The following is a 19889-nucleotide window of genomic DNA, read 5'->3' on the forward strand; positions in this document are numbered from 1 at the left end:
AGCGGGGCGGCTTCCGTGCACCCCAGTTTCGATTGAGGGCCGGTGGGGCCTCCACGGCCGCCTTGCGGGACTTAAGGGGTGGCCCTACTCCGCCGCCTCCAGCACCTCGATGCCCGGCACCGGCACGCCGATATCGCGCAGGAGCTGCGCATCCGCATCGGCCTCGTTGTTGGCGGTGGTGAGGAGCCGCTCGCCGTAGAAGATCGAGTTGGCCCCCGCGAGGAAGCAGAGCACCTGGGCCTCCCGGGTGAGCGCCCGGCGGCCGGCGCTGAGCCGCACGCGGGCCTTGGGCATCACGATGCGGGCCGTGGCGCACATCCGCACGAGGTCGAGGGGATCGACCGGGGGCCGCTCGGCAAGCGGCGTGCCGGCCACCGCGACGAGGGCGTTGATCGGAACGCTCTCGGGATGCGGCGCGTGGTTGGCGAGCACCTGGAGCATGGCGGCGCGGTCGGCGACGCCCTCGCCCATGCCGATGATGCCGCCGCAGCAGACGCCGATCCCGGCATCCCGCACCGCCTGGAGCGTGTTCAGCCGGTCCGCATAGGTGCGGGTCGAGATGATGTCGCCGTAGAAGTCCGGCCCGGTATCGAGATTGTGGTTGTAGGCGGTCAGGCCGGCCTCCGCGAGGCGCTCGGCCTGGGAGGGGGTCAGCATGCCGAGGGTGACGCAGGCCTCCATGCCGAGGCCGCGCACGCCCCGCACCATGGCGAGCACCGCGTCGAATTCGGGCCCGTCCTTCGGCTGGCGCCACGCGGCGCCCATGCAGAAGCGGGTGGCGCCGGCGGCCTTGGCGGCTTCGGCCTCGCGCAGCACCGCCTCGACCGGCATCAGCCGCTGGCGCCCGATGCCGGCCTCCTTGTGGTGGGCCGATTGCGGGCAATAGGCGCAATCCTCCGGGCAGCCGCCGGTCTTGATCGAGAGCAGGCTCGCCCGCTGGATATCGGCGGGGTCGTGATGGGCGCGGTGGACGAGGGACGCCCGGTGCACGAGGTCGAGGAGCGGCAGGTCGTAGATCGCCTGGATCTCCGCGACGGTCCAGTCGTGCCGGATGGGGGCATCGGGGCGCTCGGTCGTGGTGGTCATCGGGTCCCTCGGGTCTTTGGTCCCGCATAGAGGATGTGCGGGAGAAGGGGAATCCGGTCCTCCGTCCGGGCGGGCCGCCGCTCCGCCGCGCTTGTCCCGAGTGCGCAGCCGGCCGGGCGGTTGTCAGCGGCCGGGCTTTGCGCCCATCGTCGCACCATGTCGCTCCCGGTTCCCCTCTCCGCCGTCCGCTCCTTCGAAGCCGCCGCGCGGCGGCGCTCCTTCAAGGCCGCGGCAGCGGAGCTGAACCTGACCGCGAGCGCGGTGAGCCACGCGATCCGCAAGATGGAGGAGGCGCTCGGCGTCGCGCTGTTCGAGCGGGCCGGGCAGGGGGTGACGCTGACGCCCGCCGGCGAGGCGCTGCTGGAGCATGTCGGCCGCGCCTTCGAGGAGCTGCACCGGGGCCTCGACCTCGTGGCAGCGCGCGGGCCGCAGCTGCTGCGCCTGCACTGCGCCCCGAGCTTCGCCGCGCAGTGGCTGACGCCGCGGCTCGCGCGTTTCCTCGCCGACCATCCGGGCTTCGAGGTGCGGCTCGCTGCCGGCATGGACTATGCGCGCTTCACCACCGACGAGTTCGATGCCGACATCGTCTACGGCCCGCCGCGGGGCGAGGGGCTCGTGGTGGTGCCGCTCTGCACCGAGACGGTGATGCCGCTCTGCGATCCGGTGCGGGCCGCGCGCATCCGCACGCCCGCCGACCTCCTCGACCAGGTGCTGATCCAGAGCGACAACAAGCTGGTGCGCTGGCCGCTCTGGTTCGCGCGCAACGACCTGCCGGCGCCGCGCCCCCTCGGCGTGCGCTTCGACCGCAGCTTCCTCGCCATCGCGGCGGCGGCGGACGGGCTCGGGGTCGCCCTCGAATCGACCCTGCTCGCCGAGCGCGAGATCGCGAGCGGCCGCCTCGTCGCCCCGCTGCTCGGGCGCGCCCGGGACGTCACTTACGTCGGCCACCACCTGGTCTTCCCGGCCGCGACCCGGCGGCGGGCGCCGCTGCGCACCTTCACGCGCTGGCTGGCGGGGGAACTCGGGATCGATCCGGGGCTGGCGGAGCTGGTGTAATGGCAGCGGGCCTTGACCATGACCGTCGCCTCGCGGTCCCCAAGCCCTACAGCAGCCGATACTGCCCGCCCTCCGGCACCGGCACGGCGAAGAGATCCGTCCGCAGCGGCGCCCGCCCCTCGCCGTAGCCCAGGCGTCGCGCCGCCCGCCGCACCCGGTCGGCCAGGAGCGCCGCATAGGGGCCGGTGCCGGTGAAGCGCCGGCCGAAGGTCGCGTCGTAGACCTGCCCGCCCCGGGCCTCGGCCAGAAGCGCGAAGGTGCGGGCCGCGCGGTCGGGATAATGCTCGGCGAACCAGTCCCGCACGAGATCGGCGAGTTCGTGCGGCAGGCGCAGGAGCACGCTGCCCGCCTCCGTGGCGCCGGCCTCGCGGGCGCGGGCGAGCAGGGTCTCGATCTCGTGGTCGTTGAGGCCTGGGATCACCGGCGCCATCAGCACCATCACAGGCACGCCGGCCTCCGCCAGCGCCCGGATCGCGGCCAGCCGCTTCTCGGGGCGCGGGGCGCGGGGCTCCATCCGGCGCGCCAGGACCGGATCGAGGGTCGTCACCGAGACCGCCACCCGCACGAGCCCCCGCGCCGCCATGGCTCCGAGCAGGTCGAGGTCGCGCAGCACGAGGTCGGATTTGGTGACGATCCCCACCGGATGGTTGAAGCGGTCGAGCACCTCCAGCACGGCCCGGGTGATGCGGTGGCGCCGCTCGATCGGCTGGTAGGGATCGGTCGCCGTGCCGAGCGCGATCACCCGCGGGCGGTAGCCCCGGCCCGAGAGTTCCCGCGTCAGCAGGTCGGCGGCATTCGGCTTGGCGAAGAGCTTCGTCTCGAAGTCGAGGCCCGGCGAGAGCCCCGCATAGGCGTGGTTCGGCCGCGCGAAGCAGTAGATGCAGCCATGCTCGCAGCCGCGATAGGGATTGATCGAGCGGTCGAAGCCGAGATCGGGCGAGTCGTTGCGGGTGATGATGGTGCGGGCGCGCTCGATGGTCACCTCGGTGCGCAGGGGCGGCAGCTCCTCCTCGCGGTCCCAGCCATCCGCGAAGGCCTCGCGGCGTGCCGGCTCGAAGCGCCCGGTCGGGTTGGCGGTGGCGCCCCGGCCGCGGCGCCGCTGCGCCGCTTCGGCCGATGCGGCGAGGCGCCGATCACCCCGATTGCCCCCGTTCGTCCCGGCCACGGCCCGCTCCCTGCCCGTTCTCCGCGGCCAAGCCTGGAACATATCATGAACATTGGCAAGTGGCGCCGATCGAGGCAGGACGAGGGGCGCCGCGTAGGCTAAGGGCCGCCGCATGATCACGGCCGTCGTGCATGTCAGCGAAGCGGAAGCACCCGGCGCCATCGAGGCGCTGGCCGATTCGCTGTCCGCCCTGGTGGCGGGCGTGGCGGCGGGCGTCGTCGGGGATGCGGTGATCGTGGCGGGGGATCCGACGGATCGCGACCTCGCCCTGGTGGCGGACCGGACCGGCGCGGCCCTGGTGGCGCGGGGTCGCAACCCCTGGGTCGCCGCGGCGGCCGTGGCGCGCCGGCCATGGCTCCTCTGCCTGGAGGCCGGCGACGTGCCGGCGGAGGGCTGGATCCGCACCCTCGACCGCTTCGCCGGAACGGCCGCGCCCGACACGGTGGTGGGGCGGCTGCGGCGCGCGCACGCGCCCCTCCGGGCCCGCCTTGCAGCACAGTGGGAGGCGCTGGCGGGCACCCGGCGGGTGCGGGCCGGGGACGTGGTGCGGCGTGAGGCGCTCGCTTCCGGCCTGCCGTTCCGTGCGCCGAAACGCGTGCGGCGCCTCAACGGCGTCCTGGTGCGGGAATAAGGGGGGTCAGCCCGCCCCGCGTTTCAGGTGCTCGTCGAGGCGCGGCATGATCTCGACGAAGTTGCAGGGCCGGTGCCGGTAGTCGAGCTGGGCGGCGAGGATGCCGTCCCAGGCGTCCCGGCAGGCGCCGGGCGAGCCCGGCAGCACGAAGATGTAGGTCGCGCCGGCGACGCCCGCGGTGGCGCGCGACTGCAGCGTCGAGGTGCCGATCTTGTCGTAGGAGATGCGGTGGAAGACGGCCGAGAAGCCGTCCATCCGCTTCTCGAACAGGGGTTCCAGGGCCTCGGGCGTCACGTCCCGCCCGGTGAAGCCGGTGCCGCCCGTGGTGATCACCACGTCGATGCCCGGATCGGCGATCCAGGCCCGCACCTGCCCGCGGATGGCCTCGACGTCATCCGGCACGATCGCCCGGGCGGCGAGCGCATGCCCGGCCTCGCTCAGGCGCCCGGCCAGGGTGTCGCCCGAGCGGTCATCCGTGAGCGTGCGGGTATCCGAGACGGTGAGCACCGCGATGCGGAGCGGGATGAAGGGACGGCTCGTGTCGAGGGCCATGGCGCGACTCTCTTGGTCAGACCGGCGCGGGAGGCTTCGGACGCGGCCTACAGCTGCGCTGCCCGGAACGTGTCGCAGGATTGCGTCTGGCCGCTGCGGAAGCCGGTCTGGAACCAGCGCATGCGCTGCGCCGACGAGCCGTGCGTGAAGGAATCCGGCACCACGTAGCCCTGGCTCTGCTTCTGCAGGCGATCGTCGCCGATGGCGTTCGCCGCCGTCAGCGCCTCCTCGATGTCGCCCTGCTCCAGGGAGTTGAAGCGATCGTCCGAGTTCTTGGCCCAGACGCCCGCGAGGCAGTCGGCCATCAGCTCGACCCGCACGGAGAGCTGGTTCGCGGTCCGCTCGTCCACCTGCTGCTGCTTGCGCTGCACCTTGGGCAGGATGCCGAGCACGTCCTGGACGTGGTGGCCGACCTCATGCGCGATCACGTACGCATAGGCGAAATCGCCCTTGACCCGGAATTTCTGCTCCATCTCCTTGAAGAAGGAGGTATCGAGATAGACCTTCTTGTCGAGCGGGCAGTAGAACGGGCCCATGGCGGCCTGGGCCATGCCGCAGCCGCTGCGGGTGCCGCCCTGGTACAGCACCATCGTGGTGGGCGTGTATTGCCGACCGGTCTGGTTGGGCAGCACTTGCTTCCAGACGTCCTCGGTGTTGCCGAGGATGGCGGCGGCGAAGCGGCCGGTCTGGTCGGTCGGCGCACCGGTGCGGCGCTGGGCCTCGGACCCCTGGCGCTGCTCCTGGGGCGCGCGCTGCCGGTTCACCATCTCGGCCCCGCCGATCAGGATCGCCGGGTTGATGCCCGTGATCCAGCCGATGATGCACAGGATCACGATGGTGCCGATGCCGAGGCCGCCCGCCCCGCCGCCCGGGAAGCCGAAGCCTCCGCCCTCGCCGCGGCGATCCTCGACGTTCTCGGAGGTCCGAAAGTCTTCCCAGCGCATGTTCGTCACCCGTTCGTCCCGGCAGGACGGCTACGCGGACCGCCTCTCGGGCTCAAGAGTAATCGACGCCGCCCGGCACGGTTCCGCTTAAGGTCCGGCGTCGAGGGCGGCCCGCAGGGCCCGGAAGTCGCGCCACGCGAGGCGCTTCTGCAGGGGCTGGCGCAGCAGATAGGCCGGGTGGAGCGTGGCGAGGAGCCGGATCTCGCGCCGGCCCGTCTGGTAGGGGAACCAGCGGCCGCGGGATTTCAGGATGCCGTCCCGGGTGCCGGCAAGCGTCTGAGTCGCGACGCCACCGAGGCAGACCAGGATGTCGGGATCGGCGAGCGCGATCTGCCGTTCGATGAACGGCTTGCAGGTGGCGACCTCCTGGGGCGTCGGGCTGCGGTTGCCCGGCGGGCGCCAGGGCACGATATTGCCCACATAGGCGTTGGAGCGGTCGAGACCGATCGCCGCCATCATCCGGTCGAGGAGTTGGCCCGAGCGGCCCATGAAGGGCTTGCCGACCCGGTCCTCGTCGGCGCCCGGCGCCTCGCCCACGAACATCACCCGGGCGGAGGGCTCCCCGTCCGCGAAGACGAGGTTCTTGGCGGTGAAGCGCAAGGGGCAGCTCTCGAACCGGGCGAGCAGCGCTTCGAGCTCCGCGAGCGACCCGGCCGCGCGGGCGAGTTCGCGCGCGTCGTCCGCCGCCTCGCCGGGCTCCGCGGCGGCGGAGCGGCCGAAGGTGCTGCCGCGCGACGGCGGGCGGGGTGCCGGCGCGGGAGGCGGGACGGGCGGCAGCGCCGCCGCCGGCCGGGCGGCCGCCTTCGCCTCGCTCTCGGCGAAACGATCGTGCGGCACCTCGTCCAGGACGGCGTCCACGCCGGACGCGACGTGAAAATCCAGGTATGCGAGGAGGTCGCTGCGGTCCGGGGCGTCATCCGTCATTCCCCCGATGTGGCAAGCCTTCCGCCTGTGGACAACGGCCAATCGGCGGACTGCCCCTGCGGCACGGCGCGCCGGATCGCCCTTCGTCCGCTTGCGCCGGAGGTCACGGCGTCGCACGGTCCGCGGATTGGAACTGCTTGAGCGTGCCCTGGATCGTTTATAGGTGAACGGTCTCGATCCCTTAGGGATCCAGGCGCGAGGGAGGATGACGGATGGAATTGCCGGAACGCGAGGCGATGGACTTCGACGTGGTCGTCGTCGGGGCGGGCCCGGCAGGGCTCGCGACGGCGATCCACCTCAAGCAGCTCGCCACCGAGGCCGGCGCCGACGTGTCGGTCGTCGTGGTCGAGAAGGGCGGCGAGGTCGGCGCGCACATCCTCTCGGGCGCGGTGATCGACCCGATCGGCCTCGACCGCCTGCTGCCGGACTGGCGCGAGGATCCGGACCGCCCCCTCAGGACCGAGGTGACCAAGGACGAGTTCATGTTCCTCGGCCCGGCCGGGGGCATCAGCCTGCCGAACATCGCCTTCCCGCGGCTGATGAGCAACCACGGCAACTTCGTGGGCTCGCTCTCGAACGTGACCAAGTATCTCGGCCGCAAGGCGGAGGAGCTCGGCGTCGAGATCTATCCGGGCTTCCCGGCCGCGGAGGTGCTGTACGACGACAACGGCGCGGTCGTCGGCATCGCCACGGGCGACCTCGGCATCGCCAGGAACGGCGAGCCGCGCGGCGACTTCACCCGCGGCATGGAGCTGCGCGCCCGCTACACGGTGCTCGCGGAGGGCGCACGCGGCTCGCTGACCAAGCACGTCATCGACCGCTACAAGCTCAACCAGAATTCCGACCACCAGAAATACGGACTCGGGGTCAAGGAACTGTGGCAGGTCAGGCCGGAGAAGTTCCGGCCCGGCCTCGTGCAGCACACGATGGGCTGGCCGCTGCCCAACCGCGCCGGCGGCGGCTCCTGGCTCTATCACTTCGACGACCATCTGGTGTCGGTGGGGTTCGTCACGCACCTGAACTACGAGAACCCGACCCTGTCGCCGTTCGAGGAGTTCCAGCGCTTCAAGACGCACCCGATGATCCGCGAGGTGTTCGAGGGCGCCAAGCGCATCGGCTACGGCGCGCGCGCGATCATGGAGGGCGGCTGGCAGTCGGTGCCCAAGCTCGTCTTCCCGGGCGGCTGCCTCGTCGGCGACTCGGCGGGCTTCGTGAACGTGCCCCGCATCAAGGGCTCGCACAACGCGGTTTTGTCCGGGATCCTCGCCGCCAAGGCGCTGTTCTCCGCCGTGGCGGCGGACCGGCGCCAGGACGAGATCAGCGAATACGAGCAGGGCTGGCGCGGCAGCGAGATCGGCTACGACCTCAAGCGCGTGCGCAACGTCAAGCCGCTCTGGTCGCGTTACGGCACGCTCCTCGGCGTCGGCCTGGGCGGCATCGACATGTGGCTGAACGAGCTTGCCGGCCTGTCGCTGTTCGGCACGCTCCGGCACGGCAAGCCGGACCATGCCTGCACCAAGCCGCTCAAGGACGTGAAGCCGATCCGGTATCCCAAGCCCGACGGCGTGCTCACCTTCGACCGGCTCTCCTCGGTGTATCTCTCGAACACCAACCACGAGGAGGACCAGCCGGTCCACCTGCAGGTGAAGGATCCGGAGCTGCAGAAGCGCTCGGAGCACGACGTCTTCGGCGGCCCTTCGGCCCGCTACTGCCCGGCCGGCGTCTACGAGTGGATCGAGGAGGGCGGGACGGTCCGCTACCAGATCAACGCGCAGAACTGCGTCCACTGCAAGACCTGCGACATCAAGGATCCGAACCAGAACATCAACTGGGTGACGCCGGAAGGCCCGGGCGGTCCGAACTACATCAACATGTAGGGGAGGGGGCAAGCCTCACATCCGCGATCTCTCCCGCCCCCTTTTTCCGGACGACTGGGGCGCCAGCGGAAGGAGATCCGGAATCCAGCGCGAGACTTGCCGCGCAGCGGCTCGGTCTTCCAGCGCCGTTGCGGAAAGCGGTCGCTTCGCGGCTTCTCGTGCTGGCTCCCAGATCTCCTTCCGCTGTCGCTGCAGTCGTGCGGGAAAGGGCGGCGGGATCCGTCAGGTGAGCGGACGCCGTCTCACTCCACCTCCAGGCACAGCTCGAAGGTGATGCAGACGCTGTTGCGGCCGCGGGCGAGGACGCCCTCGTGGATCCTCCCCGCCACGTCGACGACGGCGATGTCGAGATGGGCGAGGGGCCGCCCGTCCGGGCCTTCGCGGACGCAGCCCTCGCGGATCAGCACCTCGCTCGCATCGGTCGGCACCACGCGCCCATCCGCGAAGGCGGGCTGCACGATGCTGCCCAAGCCCCGCACCCGGGCGCGCCGCAGCCCGAGATTCGCGCAGGCGCCCTCGACGGCGGCGAACAGCTCCTCGTTCGGCTGGATCTTCAGCAGCAGGCAGGCCGCCTCCGGAGGCGGCGCGGCCCCGGCGACGGGCGTGAACAACGAAAAATTCGTCTCCGCATCCGGCAGCACCCGCCAGGCGGCGCCCGCCGTGCCCCAGGCCTGCGCGCGCGGCGGGGTGCGGATCACGACCTCGCCGGGCAGGAGGTGTCCGGCCCGCCGCTGGCCATCCGCCTCGGTCCAGATCCCGTGGACGTGCAGGAACGGGGCCCCGTCGCGCTCGCCGAAGGTCGCGCTCGCGCGCTCGAGCCGCGTCTCGCCCGCGGGCCGGAAGGTCTCGCTGTAATAGGCCGCATAGGCCGGGTCGGTGGAGAGCGCCGGCATCACATAGGCGAAGGGCTCGAAGGCGCCGCCCTCAAGATGCACCACCGCCCCGCCGAGGCCCGCCGCCCGCAAGGGGAGCCCAAGCGCGTCGAGAAGGGTGGCGCCAGGCGTCAGGTCCGGCGCGAGGCGCAGGAGCGGCCCGGCCGCCGCGATCCGGCGCTCGGGCCGGGGAGGCCCCGGCTGGGCGAGCAGCGCCCGCGCGGGCTGCGTCTGCATGGGTTCAGGCCGCATGGCTCGGCCGCCCGTCGAGGGGCAGGAGGCCCGCCGCCTCCAGCTCCTCGCGCACCAGCTTCTTGGTGATCTTGCCGTAGCCGGATTTCGGCAGGGCAGGGCGCAGAAAGACGCGCTTGGGCAGCTTGTAGCGGGCGATTCTCCCGTCGAGGAAGGCGAGGAGTTCGGCCTCGGTGAGCGCCGCGCCCTCGCGGGGCACGCAGACCGCGATGCCGATCTCGCCCCAGGTCGGATCGGGCACGCCGAGCACCGCCGTCTCGGCCACGGCCGGATGGGCCAGGATCTTCTCCTCGATCTCCCGCGGATAGATGTTCGAGCCGCCCGAGATGTACATGTCGGAGGCGCGGCCCGTGATGGTCAGGAACCGCTCCGCATCGAGGAAGCCGAGATCGCCGGTGCGGAACCAGCCGTCGCGAAACGCCTCCGCATCGGCCTTGGAGTTGTTCCAGTATCCGGCGAAGACGGCGGGGCCGCAGACGCAGATCTCGCCGGTCTCGCCGGGCGGGACCTCGCGGCCCTCCGCGTCCTGGATCTGCACCTCCATGCCGGTGCGCTCGATGCCGCAGGTGCCGATGCGCACCCCCGGCCCGTCCTCGGCATCGTGCAGGTGGGGCGGCAGCACCGTGATGTTGCCCGTCACCTCGCCGAGCCCGAAATACTGCACCAGCACGGGACCGAGGGTCTTGAGCGCCCGCTTCTGGTCCTCCCGGTACATTGGCGCGCCCGCATAGATCACGTAGCGCAGGGAGGCGTGGTCGTGCGCGGCCACGGCCGGGTGCTCGACCATCATCTTCAGGATGGTCGGAACCGTGAACATGTTCGTCACCCGGTGCTGCTCGATCAGGCGCCAGACTTCGGCGCCGTCGAAGCGGTCGCTGGCCGGCAGCACACTCGTCACCGCGCGGGCGACCTGCGTGAGCGCATGGATGCCCGCCCCGTGCGAGAGCGGCGCCACCACCAGGGAGACGTCGCTCTCCGGAATCGTCCCCGGCATCAGGTCGCAGAGGTGGTTGGTGATCACGAAAGCCATCTGGCCGTGGGTGAGCACGGCGGCCTTGGGCTTGCCGGTCGTGCCCGAGGTGTAGAAGAACCAGCAGGGATCGTCGTGCTCGACGGCGGCGTTCGGCACGCGGCCGTCCGGCGCCTCCGCGAGCATCGCCTCGTAGGGGATGCCCTCCGCCGTGCCCTCTCCGAGGGTGACGACGAGGCTCACCTCCGGGCAGGCGGCCGTCACGGCCGCGACATGGCCCGGATTGTCCGCCTGGCACAGAAAGGCGCGGGCACCCGACTGCTCGGCCAGATAGGCGACGTCGCCCGGCATCAGGCGGTGGTTCGTCGGCACGAACACGGCCCCGAGCCGGAAGGCCGCGTACATGATCTCCAGAATCGGATTGCCGTTGCGGGCATGCACGAGGAGCCGGTCGCCCTTGGCGATGCCGCGGGCGGCGAGCGCGGCGGCGAGGCGCGACACCCGGGCGTCGAAGGCGGCCCAGGTCCAGTTCCGCTCGCCCCAGACGATGGCTGTCCGATCGGGGTGCCGCTGCGCCGCCTGCGTCAGGCTATGGGCGAGGTTCATCACCCGGCGGGACATCGGGGTCATGGGGGCGCCTCCCGGCTTTTCGTCGTTGGTCTTCTGCGATGCGGGCCGGCCCCGCTTAAGGAGCGTCCGGCGGCCCGTTATGGCATAGGGAAGCGGCGCCGCCGAGCCGAAAGCTTCTCCGGTGATGGGGGCTCGGGCCCTGACGGAGCATGGCGGCCCGGTGCGCGGCCGTGCCGTAGCCGGCGTTGCGCTCCCAGCCATAGGCCGGATGGCGCCGGGCCAGCACGGTCATCAAGTGGTCACGCAGCACCTTCGCCAGGATCGAGGCGGCGGCGATCTGGGGCACCAGGCGCTCGCCGCCGATCACCGCCTGCACCCGCCCGTCGAGGCCGGGCGGCAGGTCGCGCCCGTCCACCGCGACCGAGCCGGCGATGCCGAGCCGCCGCACGCTGCGGGCCATGGCGTCGAGGGTGGCGGCGCGGATGTTGATGCGGTCGATGAGCGCCCGCGAGGCGCCCGCATACGCGAAGGCGGCGCAGTCCCGCAGGCGCAGCGCGAGGCGCCGCCGCGTCGCCGCGTCGAGCCGCTTCGAATCGTCGAGGGCTTCGAGAAGGTCGGGGGGCAGGGCGGCGGGGTCGAAATGGACCGCTGCCACGATCACCGGCCCGCAGAGCGCGCCGCGCCCGACCTCGTCGCAGCCGATCAGGACCGGGTAGCGCGCCGCCTCGCCGGCGCGGAAGGGACGGGTCACTTCTCGGTGCAGAGCCCCGCAGCGGAGAGCCGGCGATGATAGCGCGGGTCGCAGTCGGTGGCGAGGAAGGACGCCCATTCGGCGGGGGTGCCGTAGAAGGCATTGCGGTCGACGTCACCCTGCACGCCCGGCACCCGGCCGGTCGAGGTGAACTGCCAGAGCATCCAGTCCCGGTTGGCGAAGCGCTGCTCGGGCTCGGCCGCCGTCGAGCGCACCCAATGGGGATAGTCCGGCAGCTCTCCCTCCAGCACGTCCCGGTGGAAGGTGATGTCCGTGTAGATGATCGGCCGCTTGCCCGTATAGGCCTCCATCTCGCGCAGCATGTATTGCGTCATCGCGAGAGCCTGGGCCTTGGGCAGCCTCTTCGGGCACTTGGCGGAGTGGCCGTTCCACTCGACGTCGAGGACCGGGGGCAGGGCGGTGGGATCGTTCGGGACGTTCCGCTTGAACCAGTCCATCTGCTCCTGCGGCGAGCGGCACCAGAACACGAAATGATAGGCGCCCCGGGGCACGCCGGCCCTGGCGGCGCCGGCCCAGTTCTCGCGGAAGCGCTCGTCCAGGTGGTCGCCGCCCTCGGTGGCCTTGATGTAGGCGAATTGCGTGCCCGCGGAGCGCACCGAGGCCCAGTCGATCGGCCCCTGCCACTTCGACACGTCGATGCCCTGGATCGGGTGCCGCTTGGCCCGGGCGACGCCCGGATGGGGCTTCACGTCGCTCTTGGTCGGGTAGAAGTCGCTGGAGCCCGCACAGGCGCCGAGCAGGGCAAGGCCGAGGCCCGCCACGAGGCGCTTCGTCCAGGTGGCGCCACGCGTGGCGAGGGAGGACAACTTCGACTCCAGCGGCATCGACGTGCGACCTGAACTGACGCAGAACACAATGGCTATTCGATGCCGTGGGGCGGGTTAATGAAAGCTTGACAAGACAGCGCGCGAATTCCGGAAGCCGTTGCAGGAGAGACACGTCGGGGCGCCGGAGGCCCCGGGCCGCGCCTCAGGCCTTCGGCCTAAGCGCCCGGCCACGCTGGATTTTGCGAGGGAAGGCAGGTGGGAAAGGTTCTGTTCACCATCGGCTACGAGGGCGCCGATTCGGAGCGCTTCGTCGGCGCGCTCCGGGGCGCCGGCGTGGCGGTGCTGGCCGACGTGCGGGCGGTCGCCCTGTCGCGCAAGCGCGGCTTCTCGAAGAGCGCCCTGCGCGACCGGCTCGCCGAGTCCGGGATCGGCTACGAGCACCTGCGGGCGCTCGGCACCCCGAAGGCCGGCCGCGAGGCTGCGCGCGCCGACGACGCCGCGCTGATGCGGCGGATCTACTGCGAGGAGGTGCTCGGCACCGAAGCGGGCGAGGCGGCGCTCGCCGGCCTCGCGGATCTCGCGGCCGCCGCGCCCACCTGCCTGCTCTGCTTCGAGCGCGACCCGGCGCGCTGCCACCGCCGGATACTGAGCGAACGGCTGGCGGCGCAGGGCTTCTCCGTCGTCGACCTGTTCGCCTGAACGGGCACGGGACAAGCCCGGCACCGGCCGGCCGCTACTTGCGCCGGGCCTTGCGGGCGGCGTAGCGGGCGTCGCGGGCGGCCTTCTGCTCGGCTTCGAGCGCCCTCTGGCGCTCGGCGGCCTCGGCGGCCTCGCGCTCGGCGCGGGCGCGGACCTCGGCGGCCTCCGCCTCGCGCCTTGCGGCCTCGGCCTGCCGCTGGGCCTCGCGCTCGGCCTCGCGGGCGGCGCGGGCCTCGGCGATGCGCTGCCGCTCGGCCCGGCGCTCCTGCACCGCCGGATCGTCCTCGGACGGGCGGGCCTTGAACTTCTCCAGCATCGCCTTCTTCGCCTGCGCGGAGGCGCCCCGGCGGGTGTCGAACTGCTGGTCCTTGAAGCCTGCCATCGTGTGTGTCTCGTTGAGTCCTGCTCAGGGGCGCGGCGCGCCCGGTTCGGGAAAGACCGTCCTCTAGCGCCCGCCGCGCCCGGTTTCAAAGGTAAAGGAAGACTCGGGCGGGCCGACCGAATTCCCGGGCCGCCGGGGAGAACTTGTCAAGGTTTCCCCGCGGCGATGCCCGCGTGGCGTCCCGGCAGGGGCGAAGGGGCGTCCTCGCGGCCGATCCGCCGCCGGGCGCCATCATCCGCACCCTGGCCGGTCCGCCGTCCGGGAAAGCCGGCAGCCGGCTCCGCTCACCCGAACTGCTCGCGCAGGATGCGCTCGTCCATGCTGTGGCCGGGGTCGTGGAGCATGACGAGGTCGATCGAGCGGTCGAGCTGGGTCTCGACGCGGGCCACGCGGCGGAACTCGGTATGGTCGGCGACCGCCGCCACCGGCCGGAACTCGGGCTCCTTCACCTCGATGCGGATGCGGGCGTGGTTGGGCAGCAGCACGCTGCCCTGGCGTCGGGGACGGAAGGCGGAGATCGGCGTGAGCGCGATGAGCTGGGCCGAGATCGGCAGGATCGGCCCGCCGACCGAGAAGTTGTAGGCGGTCGAGCCGACCGGGGTCGCGGCGAGCACGCCGTCGGCGATGAGCTCGGGCAGGCGCACCTGCCCGTCGATGGAGATCCGCAGCTTGGCGGTCTGGTGGGTCTGGCGCAGCATGTAGACCTCGTTGACCGCCCGCGCCGTGTGGGTGAGGCCGAGCACGTCGGTCGCCACCATCAGGAGCGGGTGGACCACGCTGCGCTCCGCCTGCTCCAGGCGCTCGGGCAGGTCGTCGAGGTGGAACTCGTTCATCAGGAATCCGACCGTGCCGCGGTTCATCCCGTAGATCGGCTTGCCGGTGCCCATGAAGCGGTGGAGGGCCTGCAGCATCAGGCCGTCGCCGCCGAGGCCCACCACCACGTCGGCCTCCTCCGGGGGCACGTGGTCGTAATGCTGCATCAGGAGGGCGGCGGCCTCGCGGGCATCCGTTGTGGGACTCGCGATGAAGGCGATCCGGTTGAAGCGCCGCGCCATTCTGAGATCCGCCCCGCTTGACGCCGGGGCGCCGCACCCGTCAGGTCACAGGGTCCGGATCCGCCGTCACGGGAGACGCATAGCATGGAGCGCCCGCTGCTCGTCTATACGACCTTTCCGAATGAGGAGACCGCACTCGCCATCGGCGAGGCGCTGGTGCGCGAGCAACTCGCCGCCTGTGTCAATATTCTGCCGGGAATGCGCTCGGTCTATGCCTGGAAGGGCGCGGTCGAGCGGGGCGAGGAGGTGGTGGCGATCCTCAAGAGCCGCGAGGGGCTGGCGGACGCCTTGGGCGCCGCGCTCAAGGCACGCCACCCCTACGAGACGCCGATCGTGCTGCACCTGCCGGTCTCGGGCGCCGATCCGGGTACGCTGGCATGGCTGCTGGCGGAGACGGGCGGCTCTCCGCCGGACGGGGCCTGAGCGCCCGCGCGGCGGCAGGCGGCCGCCCGCCGGGAGGCCTGCTGCGCTCCCCGAGGAGGATCCCCCGTGAACCCGCCTCAGGCCGGGGCGACGCCCCATTGCAGGGGCACGAACTCGTAGCCGTCCCCGGCCTTCGCGATGTGGCCGGCCGCCGGGAAGGGCGCGTGGTAGAAGGCCACCGGCAGCCGTTCGGAGGCGGCCATCTGCAGCATCGTGTGGCGGGTGGCCCGCGCCTGGTCCGCGTCCATGTCGAACACCGCCGACCAGTCGGGGTGGCGCACGAACAGGGCCGGGTGGTTGGTGACGTCCGACATCAGCACGAGACGCCTGCCGCCCGCGTCGAGCACGAAGGCGGTGTGACCGGGGGTGTGCCCGCGCGCATCGAGGGCAGTGAGACCGGGCAGCACCTCCTTGCCCCAGGCGTAGCGCTCCGGCTTGAGGTCCTGCTGCGCGAAGGTCTTGCGTACCGCGCCGAAGGCCGCCTTGAGCGGCTCGGGCGGGTTCGCCATCCGGCTCGCGTCCAGCCAGAAGGCCGCCTCGGGCTCGGGGACCAGCACGCGGGCGTTCGGATAGGTGAGGCTGCCGTCCTTGCGGCGCAGGCCCAGGATGTGGTCGGGGTGGAAGTGGCTGATCACCACCGCGTCGACCAGCCCGGGCGCGACGCCCGCGGCCTCGAGGCCCCGCAGGGCGCCGCCCGTGCCCGGCGGGCCGTTGTCGGCGAAGCCCGTGTCGACGAGCACCCGACGCCCGCCCAGGGTGAGCAGCACGGGCGTGAAGGTGATCGGGAGCTGGTCCTTCGGCAGGAAGGCGCGATCGAGGGCGGCCTGCACCTCCGCGAAGGGCGCGTTGCGGACGAAGGAGGCGTCGAGCGGACGGGCCGCGATGCCCTCGTGCAGGGCGGTGACGGAGGTCTCGCCGAGGGCGTAGCGGTAGATCCCCGGCGGCGGAGCGGCGGGCGCCTGCGCGGCGGGGCCGCCGCCGAGGCCGGCGGTGCTCCCTGCGGCGGCGGGACCGGCGGCGAGCAGCGTGCGGCGGGTCATCGACATGGCTCTCAATCCCGGGCGAGGAACGCCCCGCACCTATGGCGGCCCACCCGGCCGTCAAGCCGGCAGGGCCCGCGGCGCCGTCAGCGGTTGGCGCGCGCCAGCGCCGTGTGCAGCAGCAGATTCACCCCCGGCAGGGTCGCCGACAGGTCGATGTCCTCGGCCTCGTTGTGGGTGATGCCGCCCTTGCAGGGGGTGAAGATCATGCAGGCGGGGGCGACCCGGGCCACGTGATAGGCGTCGTGCCCGGCCTGGGAGCGCAGGTCCATGGTCGGGATCGCGAGCCGCTCGGCCGTGGCGCGCAGGAGGCCGATCAGCTCCGCGTCGAAGCCGAACACCCCGAAGCCCCATTCCTCGGCGATCCGGATCGCCGTGCGGGAGCGCGCGGCGCAATCCGGCAGCGCCGCGCGTAAGGAGGCCTTCATGGTCTCCAGCGTCTCGACCGCGGGCGCGCGCATGTCGATGAAGAGCTCGGCATATTCCGAGAGCGTGCCGGGCAGGTTCGGCACAAGGTCGAGCCGCGCCGCGGTGGCCTTGGCGTCGACGGCGGCATGCGCCCAGCCGATATCGTTGACCGCCACCGCCACCATGGCGGCGCCGACGAGCGCGTTGTGGCGCTCGGCCATCGGCGTCGGGCCCGTATGGGCGGTCTCGCCCTCGACGGCGATGCGCATGCCGCAGCTCGGATAGCCGCCGGTGACGATGCCCACCGGCACGCCCGCCGCGTCGAGGGCCGGGCCCTGCTCGATGTGGAGCTCGAAATAGGCGTCGATCCTGCGGCCCCCCACCGGCTCGGGGCCGCGATAGCCGATTCCTGCCAGGGCGTCGCCGAAGCGGATGCCGTCGCGGTCAATGCGGCCCTCGACCCATTCGGGCGTCGCCTGGCCCGACCAGGCGAGGGAGCACAGCATCGGCGGCGAGAAGCGCGCGCCCTCCTCGTTCGTCCAGTTCACGACCTCGATGGTGCGCTTCGTCGCGATGCCGAGGTCGTCGAGGGTGCGGAGCACTTCGAGTCCGGCGAGCACGCCGAGGATGCCGTCGAAGCGCCCGCCCGCCCATTGCGTATCGAGGTGGCTTCCGATGAGGACGGGGGGCAGGTCGGGCTCGGTGCCGGGGCGGCGCAGGGTCATGCTGCCGAGCCGGTCGATGGAGAGGGCGTAGCCGCCCTCCGCGGCCCAGGCCTTGAGCTGGTCGCGCATCGCCCGGTCGGGCTCGGTGAGCGTGAGCCGCCGGATCCCCCCGCGCGGCCCCGTGCCGATCCCGGCCGAGACCATCAGCGTGTCCCAGAGCCGGGAGCCGTTCACCGAGAGATTGGTCGCCATGCTGCCTCGCGCCAAGCGGTTGTCGTCGCGCGCCAGCATGCGAGCCCCGTGCCGGGGCGACAAGCACGGGACGCAGGGCAGGGGGTTACTTGGCAGGGTTACTTGGCAGGTTTATTCGGCGGGGTTCGTCGGCAGGATTTCCCGGCAGGGATTCCCGGCGCGGGACAAGAGCGCCTCCCGTGCCGCCGCGTATTCGCGCTTGAGCCGCGCGATCACCTCGGCGGCAGGGAGCACGTCGTCGATGGTGCCCACGCCCTGGCCCGCACCCCAGATGTCGCGCCACGCCTTGGTGCGGCCGGAGCCGAAATCCATCCGGCTCTTGTCGGAATCCGGCAGGGCGTCCGGGTCGAGGCCCGCCGCCACGACGCTCGGCTTGAGGTAATTGCCGGACACGCCGGTGAAGAAGGGCGTGTAGACCACGTCCGCCGCCCGCGTCGCGACGATCATGTCCTTGTAGGCCGGGGCGGCGTTCGCCTCGGCGGTGGCGATGAAGCGGGTGCCCATATAGGCGAGGTCGGCGCCCATCGCCTGTGCGGCGAGGATGGCCGAGCCCGTGGTGATGGCCCCCGAGAGGACGAGCGGCCCGTCGTAGAAGCGGCGCACCTCGCCCACGAGGGCGAAGGGGCTCAGCGTCCCGGCATGCCCCCCGGCCCCGGCGCAGACCAGGATCAGCCCGTCGACCCCGGCCTCCAGGGCCTTCTCGGCGTGGCGCACGGTGGTGACGTCGTGGAAGACGAGGCCGCCCCAGCCGTGCACCGCCGACACCACCGCATCCGGCGCGCGCAGCGACGTGATGATGATCGGCACCCGGTGCCTGGCGCAGACCGCGAGGTCGTGCTCCAGCCGGTCGTTGGAGGCGTGGACGATCTGGTTGACTGCATAGGGCGCCACGATCCGGCCGGGCTCGGCGGCCATGGCGGCGGCGAGCGCCCCGTCGATCCGCGTGAGCCAATCGTCCAGGGCCTCCTTCGGCCGGGCGTTGAGCGCCGGGAAGGAGCCGACGATGCCCCCGAGGCATTGCGCGATCACGAGATCCGGCCCCGAGACGATGAACATCGGCGAGGCGACCACGGGGAGCGCGAGGGCGTCGGCGAGGCGGTCGGGAAGGGACATCGGATGGGAATCCGTCGGGCGAGACACCCTGCCATCGCACCCGCCCCCGAGGCGGTCAATCGGCCGGTGACGGCACCACCCGGGACAAGCTAGAAGCCGGGATCATCCCCGAGACGAGGAGCCGCTTCGTGCCCGAGATCTCCACTCCCCCCGAGGCGGTCGGCCTCTCCGCGGAACGCCTGGAGCGCATCGATCCATGGATGCGCCGCTACGTGGAGGCGGGCAAGCTCGCGGGCCTCTCGGTGACGGTGGCGCGGCGCGGCGAGGTGGTGTTCTCGCGGGCGCACGGCCTCGCCGACCTCGCCCGCGAGCGGCCGATGGCGGACGACACCATCGTGCGCGTCTACTCGATGACGAAGCCGCTGACCTCGGTCGCCGTGATGATGCTCTACGAGGAGGGCCGCTTCCAGCTCGACGATCCGGTCACCCGCTTCCTGCCCGAGTTCCGCGACATGCGGGTGCTCACGGGCGGCAGCCGCAAGAAGTGGGAGAGCGTGCCGGCCGAGCGCGACATCACCATCCGCGACCTCCTCACCCATACCTCGGGCCTCACCTACGGCTTCATGGAATCGACCCTCGTCGACGCCATGTACAGGGACGAGGGCATCGACTTCCAGACCGCCGAGACCTCGCTCGCCGACGTGGTGGCCAGGGCCGCCTCCCTGCCGCTCCTGTCCCAGCCCGGGGCGGAGTGGAACTACAGCATCGCCACCGACGTGCTCGGGCACCTCGTGGCGGTGGTCTCGGGGGTGCCCTTCGACGAATTCCTCCGCAGGCGGATCATCCATCCGCTCGGCATGGTCGACACCGATTTCCACGTGCCGGCGGAGAAGCTGCCGCGCTTCGCCTCGAACTACGCCTATGGCCAGGACGGGCAGCTCACGCTCATCGACGACGCGATCGAGGGCCGCTACGCCCACCCGCGGGCGGTGCCCTCGGGCGGGGGCGGCCTCGTCTCGACGGCGGCCGATTACGCGCGCTTCTGCCGCTTCATCCTCGACCGCGGCGAGCTCGACGGCGTGCGGCTCCTCGGCCGCAAGACCGTCGCGCTGATGACCACGAACCATCTGCCCGGCGACCTCGCCGCGCTGGGCCAGCCCCGCTTCGCCGAGTCGAGCTTCAGCGGCATCGGCTTCGGGCTCGGCTTCTCGGTCATGCTCGATCCGGCCAAGGCGCAGATCGTGGGCACGCCGGGCGAGGTCGCCTGGGGCGGCGCCGCCTCGACGGCCTTCTGGATCGACCCCGTGGAGGATCTCTTCGTGATCCTCCTCACGCAGCTCATGCCCTCCTCGGCGCTGCCGCTGCGACGCGAGCTGCGCGTCCTGACCTATTCGGCCCTCGTCGATTAGCGCGCTCCCCGCCGAAGTGGAGGCCGGTTCGGCGTCAGGGAGCGCGTCACATCAAAGGCTTGAGA

General features: G+C 71.9%; 20 protein-coding genes. 6 read left to right on the top strand and 14 right to left on the bottom strand.

Annotated features, from left to right (window positions below; translation table 11 throughout):
• Positions 1-84 precede the first annotated feature (84 nt).
• Positions 85-1086: a biotin synthase BioB gene (gene bioB, locus MNOD_RS28715; protein ID WP_015932487.1), complete on the bottom strand. Its 1002-nt coding sequence runs from the start codon at positions 1084-1086 to the stop codon at positions 85-87.
• Positions 1087-1242: 156 nt separating this feature from the next.
• On the opposite strand from bioB, the gene MNOD_RS28720 reads away from it, so the two are divergent.
• Entirely contained in the window at positions 1243-2142 is a 900-nt protein-coding gene (locus MNOD_RS28720; RefSeq protein ID WP_015932488.1) for a LysR substrate-binding domain-containing protein, read from the top strand.
• Between the two features lie 46 nt (positions 2143-2188).
• Here MNOD_RS28720 and MNOD_RS28725 read toward each other — a convergent pair whose 3' ends face one another.
• Positions 2189-3307, bottom strand: coding sequence for a PA0069 family radical SAM protein (locus MNOD_RS28725; protein ID WP_015932489.1), 1119 nt, complete (start codon positions 3305-3307; stop codon positions 2189-2191).
• Between the two features lie 112 nt (positions 3308-3419).
• Here MNOD_RS28725 and MNOD_RS28730 point away from each other — a divergent pair, with 112 nt between their 5' ends.
• On the top strand, positions 3420-3938 hold the full coding sequence (locus MNOD_RS28730; RefSeq protein ID WP_015932490.1) for a hypothetical protein: 519 nt from the start codon (positions 3420-3422) through the stop codon (positions 3936-3938).
• A 6-nt stretch (positions 3939-3944) separates the two neighbouring features.
• Here MNOD_RS28730 and moaB read toward each other — a convergent pair whose 3' ends face one another.
• The 3 genes from moaB to MNOD_RS28745 form a co-directional block, all read right to left on the bottom strand.
• Positions 3945-4490: a molybdenum cofactor biosynthesis protein B gene (gene moaB / locus MNOD_RS28735; RefSeq protein WP_015932491.1), complete on the bottom strand. Its 546-nt coding sequence runs from the start codon at positions 4488-4490 to the stop codon at positions 3945-3947.
• A 47-nt stretch (positions 4491-4537) separates the two neighbouring features.
• Entirely contained in the window at positions 4538-5434 is an 897-nt protein-coding gene (gene ypfJ, locus MNOD_RS28740) for a KPN_02809 family neutral zinc metallopeptidase (protein WP_015932492.1), read from the bottom strand.
• Positions 5435-5521: 87 nt separating this feature from the next.
• On the bottom strand, positions 5522-6358 hold the full coding sequence (locus MNOD_RS28745; RefSeq protein WP_015932493.1) for a uracil-DNA glycosylase: 837 nt from the start codon (positions 6356-6358) through the stop codon (positions 5522-5524).
• A 212-nt stretch (positions 6359-6570) separates the two neighbouring features.
• Here MNOD_RS28745 and MNOD_RS28750 point away from each other — a divergent pair, with 212 nt between their 5' ends.
• A complete protein-coding gene (locus MNOD_RS28750; protein ID WP_015932494.1) occupies positions 6571-8235 on the top strand; it encodes an electron transfer flavoprotein-ubiquinone oxidoreductase in 1665 nt (554 codons plus the stop codon).
• Between the two features lie 242 nt (positions 8236-8477).
• Here the strand turns inward: MNOD_RS28750 and MNOD_RS28755 are convergent, their stop codons facing one another.
• Genes MNOD_RS28755 through MNOD_RS28770 form a run of 4 tightly spaced genes read right to left on the bottom strand, consistent with a single transcriptional unit; the run spans position 8478 to position 12495 of the window.
• A complete protein-coding gene (locus MNOD_RS28755; protein ID WP_015932495.1) occupies positions 8478-9359 on the bottom strand; it encodes a PCC domain-containing protein in 882 nt (293 codons plus the stop codon).
• Positions 9349-10959 carry an acyl-CoA synthetase gene (locus MNOD_RS28760; RefSeq protein ID WP_015932496.1) on the bottom strand — a complete coding sequence of 537 codons (1611 nt, stop codon included), beginning with the start codon at positions 10957-10959 and terminating at the stop codon, positions 9349-9351. Before MNOD_RS28760 ends, MNOD_RS28755 begins: the two co-directional genes overlap by 11 nt.
• Before the next feature lie 55 nt (positions 10960-11014).
• Positions 11015-11650, bottom strand: coding sequence for a ribonuclease HII (locus tag MNOD_RS28765; protein WP_015932497.1), 636 nt, complete (start codon positions 11648-11650; stop codon positions 11015-11017).
• Positions 11647-12495, bottom strand: a complete 849-nt coding sequence (locus tag MNOD_RS28770) for a glycoside hydrolase family 25 protein (RefSeq protein WP_015932498.1) — start codon at positions 12493-12495, stop codon at positions 11647-11649. Before MNOD_RS28770 ends, MNOD_RS28765 begins: the two co-directional genes overlap by 4 nt.
• A 198-nt stretch (positions 12496-12693) precedes the next feature.
• Here MNOD_RS28770 and MNOD_RS28775 point away from each other — a divergent pair, with 198 nt between their 5' ends.
• Positions 12694-13137 carry a DUF488 domain-containing protein gene (locus tag MNOD_RS28775; protein WP_015932499.1) on the top strand — a complete coding sequence of 148 codons (444 nt, stop codon included), beginning with the start codon at positions 12694-12696 and terminating at the stop codon, positions 13135-13137.
• A 34-nt stretch (positions 13138-13171) separates the two neighbouring features.
• On the opposite strand, the gene MNOD_RS28780 is transcribed toward MNOD_RS28775, so the two are convergent.
• Positions 13172-13519 (bottom strand): DUF6481 family protein, encoded by a 348-nt coding sequence (locus MNOD_RS28780; protein ID WP_015932500.1) that lies wholly within the window; start codon positions 13517-13519, stop codon positions 13172-13174.
• 284 nt (positions 13520-13803) lie between these two features.
• A complete protein-coding gene (locus MNOD_RS28785; RefSeq protein ID WP_015932501.1) occupies positions 13804-14574 on the bottom strand; it encodes an NAD kinase in 771 nt (256 codons plus the stop codon).
• An 84-nt stretch (positions 14575-14658) separates the two neighbouring features.
• Here MNOD_RS28785 and cutA point away from each other — a divergent pair, with 84 nt between their 5' ends.
• Positions 14659-14997, top strand: coding sequence for a divalent-cation tolerance protein CutA (cutA, locus tag MNOD_RS28790; RefSeq protein WP_015932502.1), 339 nt, complete (start codon positions 14659-14661; stop codon positions 14995-14997).
• 77 nt (positions 14998-15074) lie between these two features.
• Here the strand turns inward: cutA and MNOD_RS28795 are convergent, their stop codons facing one another.
• The 3 genes from MNOD_RS28795 to MNOD_RS28805 form a co-directional block, all read right to left on the bottom strand.
• Positions 15075-16043, bottom strand: a complete 969-nt coding sequence (locus tag MNOD_RS28795; protein ID WP_043749588.1) for an MBL fold metallo-hydrolase — start codon at positions 16041-16043, stop codon at positions 15075-15077.
• Positions 16044-16123: 80 nt separating this feature from the next.
• Positions 16124-17362, bottom strand: coding sequence for a Zn-dependent hydrolase (locus tag MNOD_RS28800; RefSeq protein ID WP_015932504.1), 1239 nt, complete (start codon positions 17360-17362; stop codon positions 16124-16126).
• A 111-nt stretch (positions 17363-17473) separates the two neighbouring features.
• Positions 17474-18475, bottom strand: a complete 1002-nt coding sequence (locus MNOD_RS28805; RefSeq protein ID WP_015932505.1) for an NAD(P)H-dependent flavin oxidoreductase — start codon at positions 18473-18475, stop codon at positions 17474-17476.
• Between the two features lie 128 nt (positions 18476-18603).
• On the opposite strand from MNOD_RS28805, the gene MNOD_RS28810 reads away from it, so the two are divergent.
• A complete protein-coding gene (locus MNOD_RS28810; RefSeq protein WP_015932506.1) occupies positions 18604-19824 on the top strand; it encodes a serine hydrolase domain-containing protein in 1221 nt (406 codons plus the stop codon).
• Positions 19825-19889 lie beyond the last annotated feature (65 nt).

Source organism: Methylobacterium nodulans ORS 2060 (assembly GCF_000022085.1).
Lineage (GTDB): Bacteria > Pseudomonadota > Alphaproteobacteria > Rhizobiales > Beijerinckiaceae > Methylobacterium > Methylobacterium nodulans.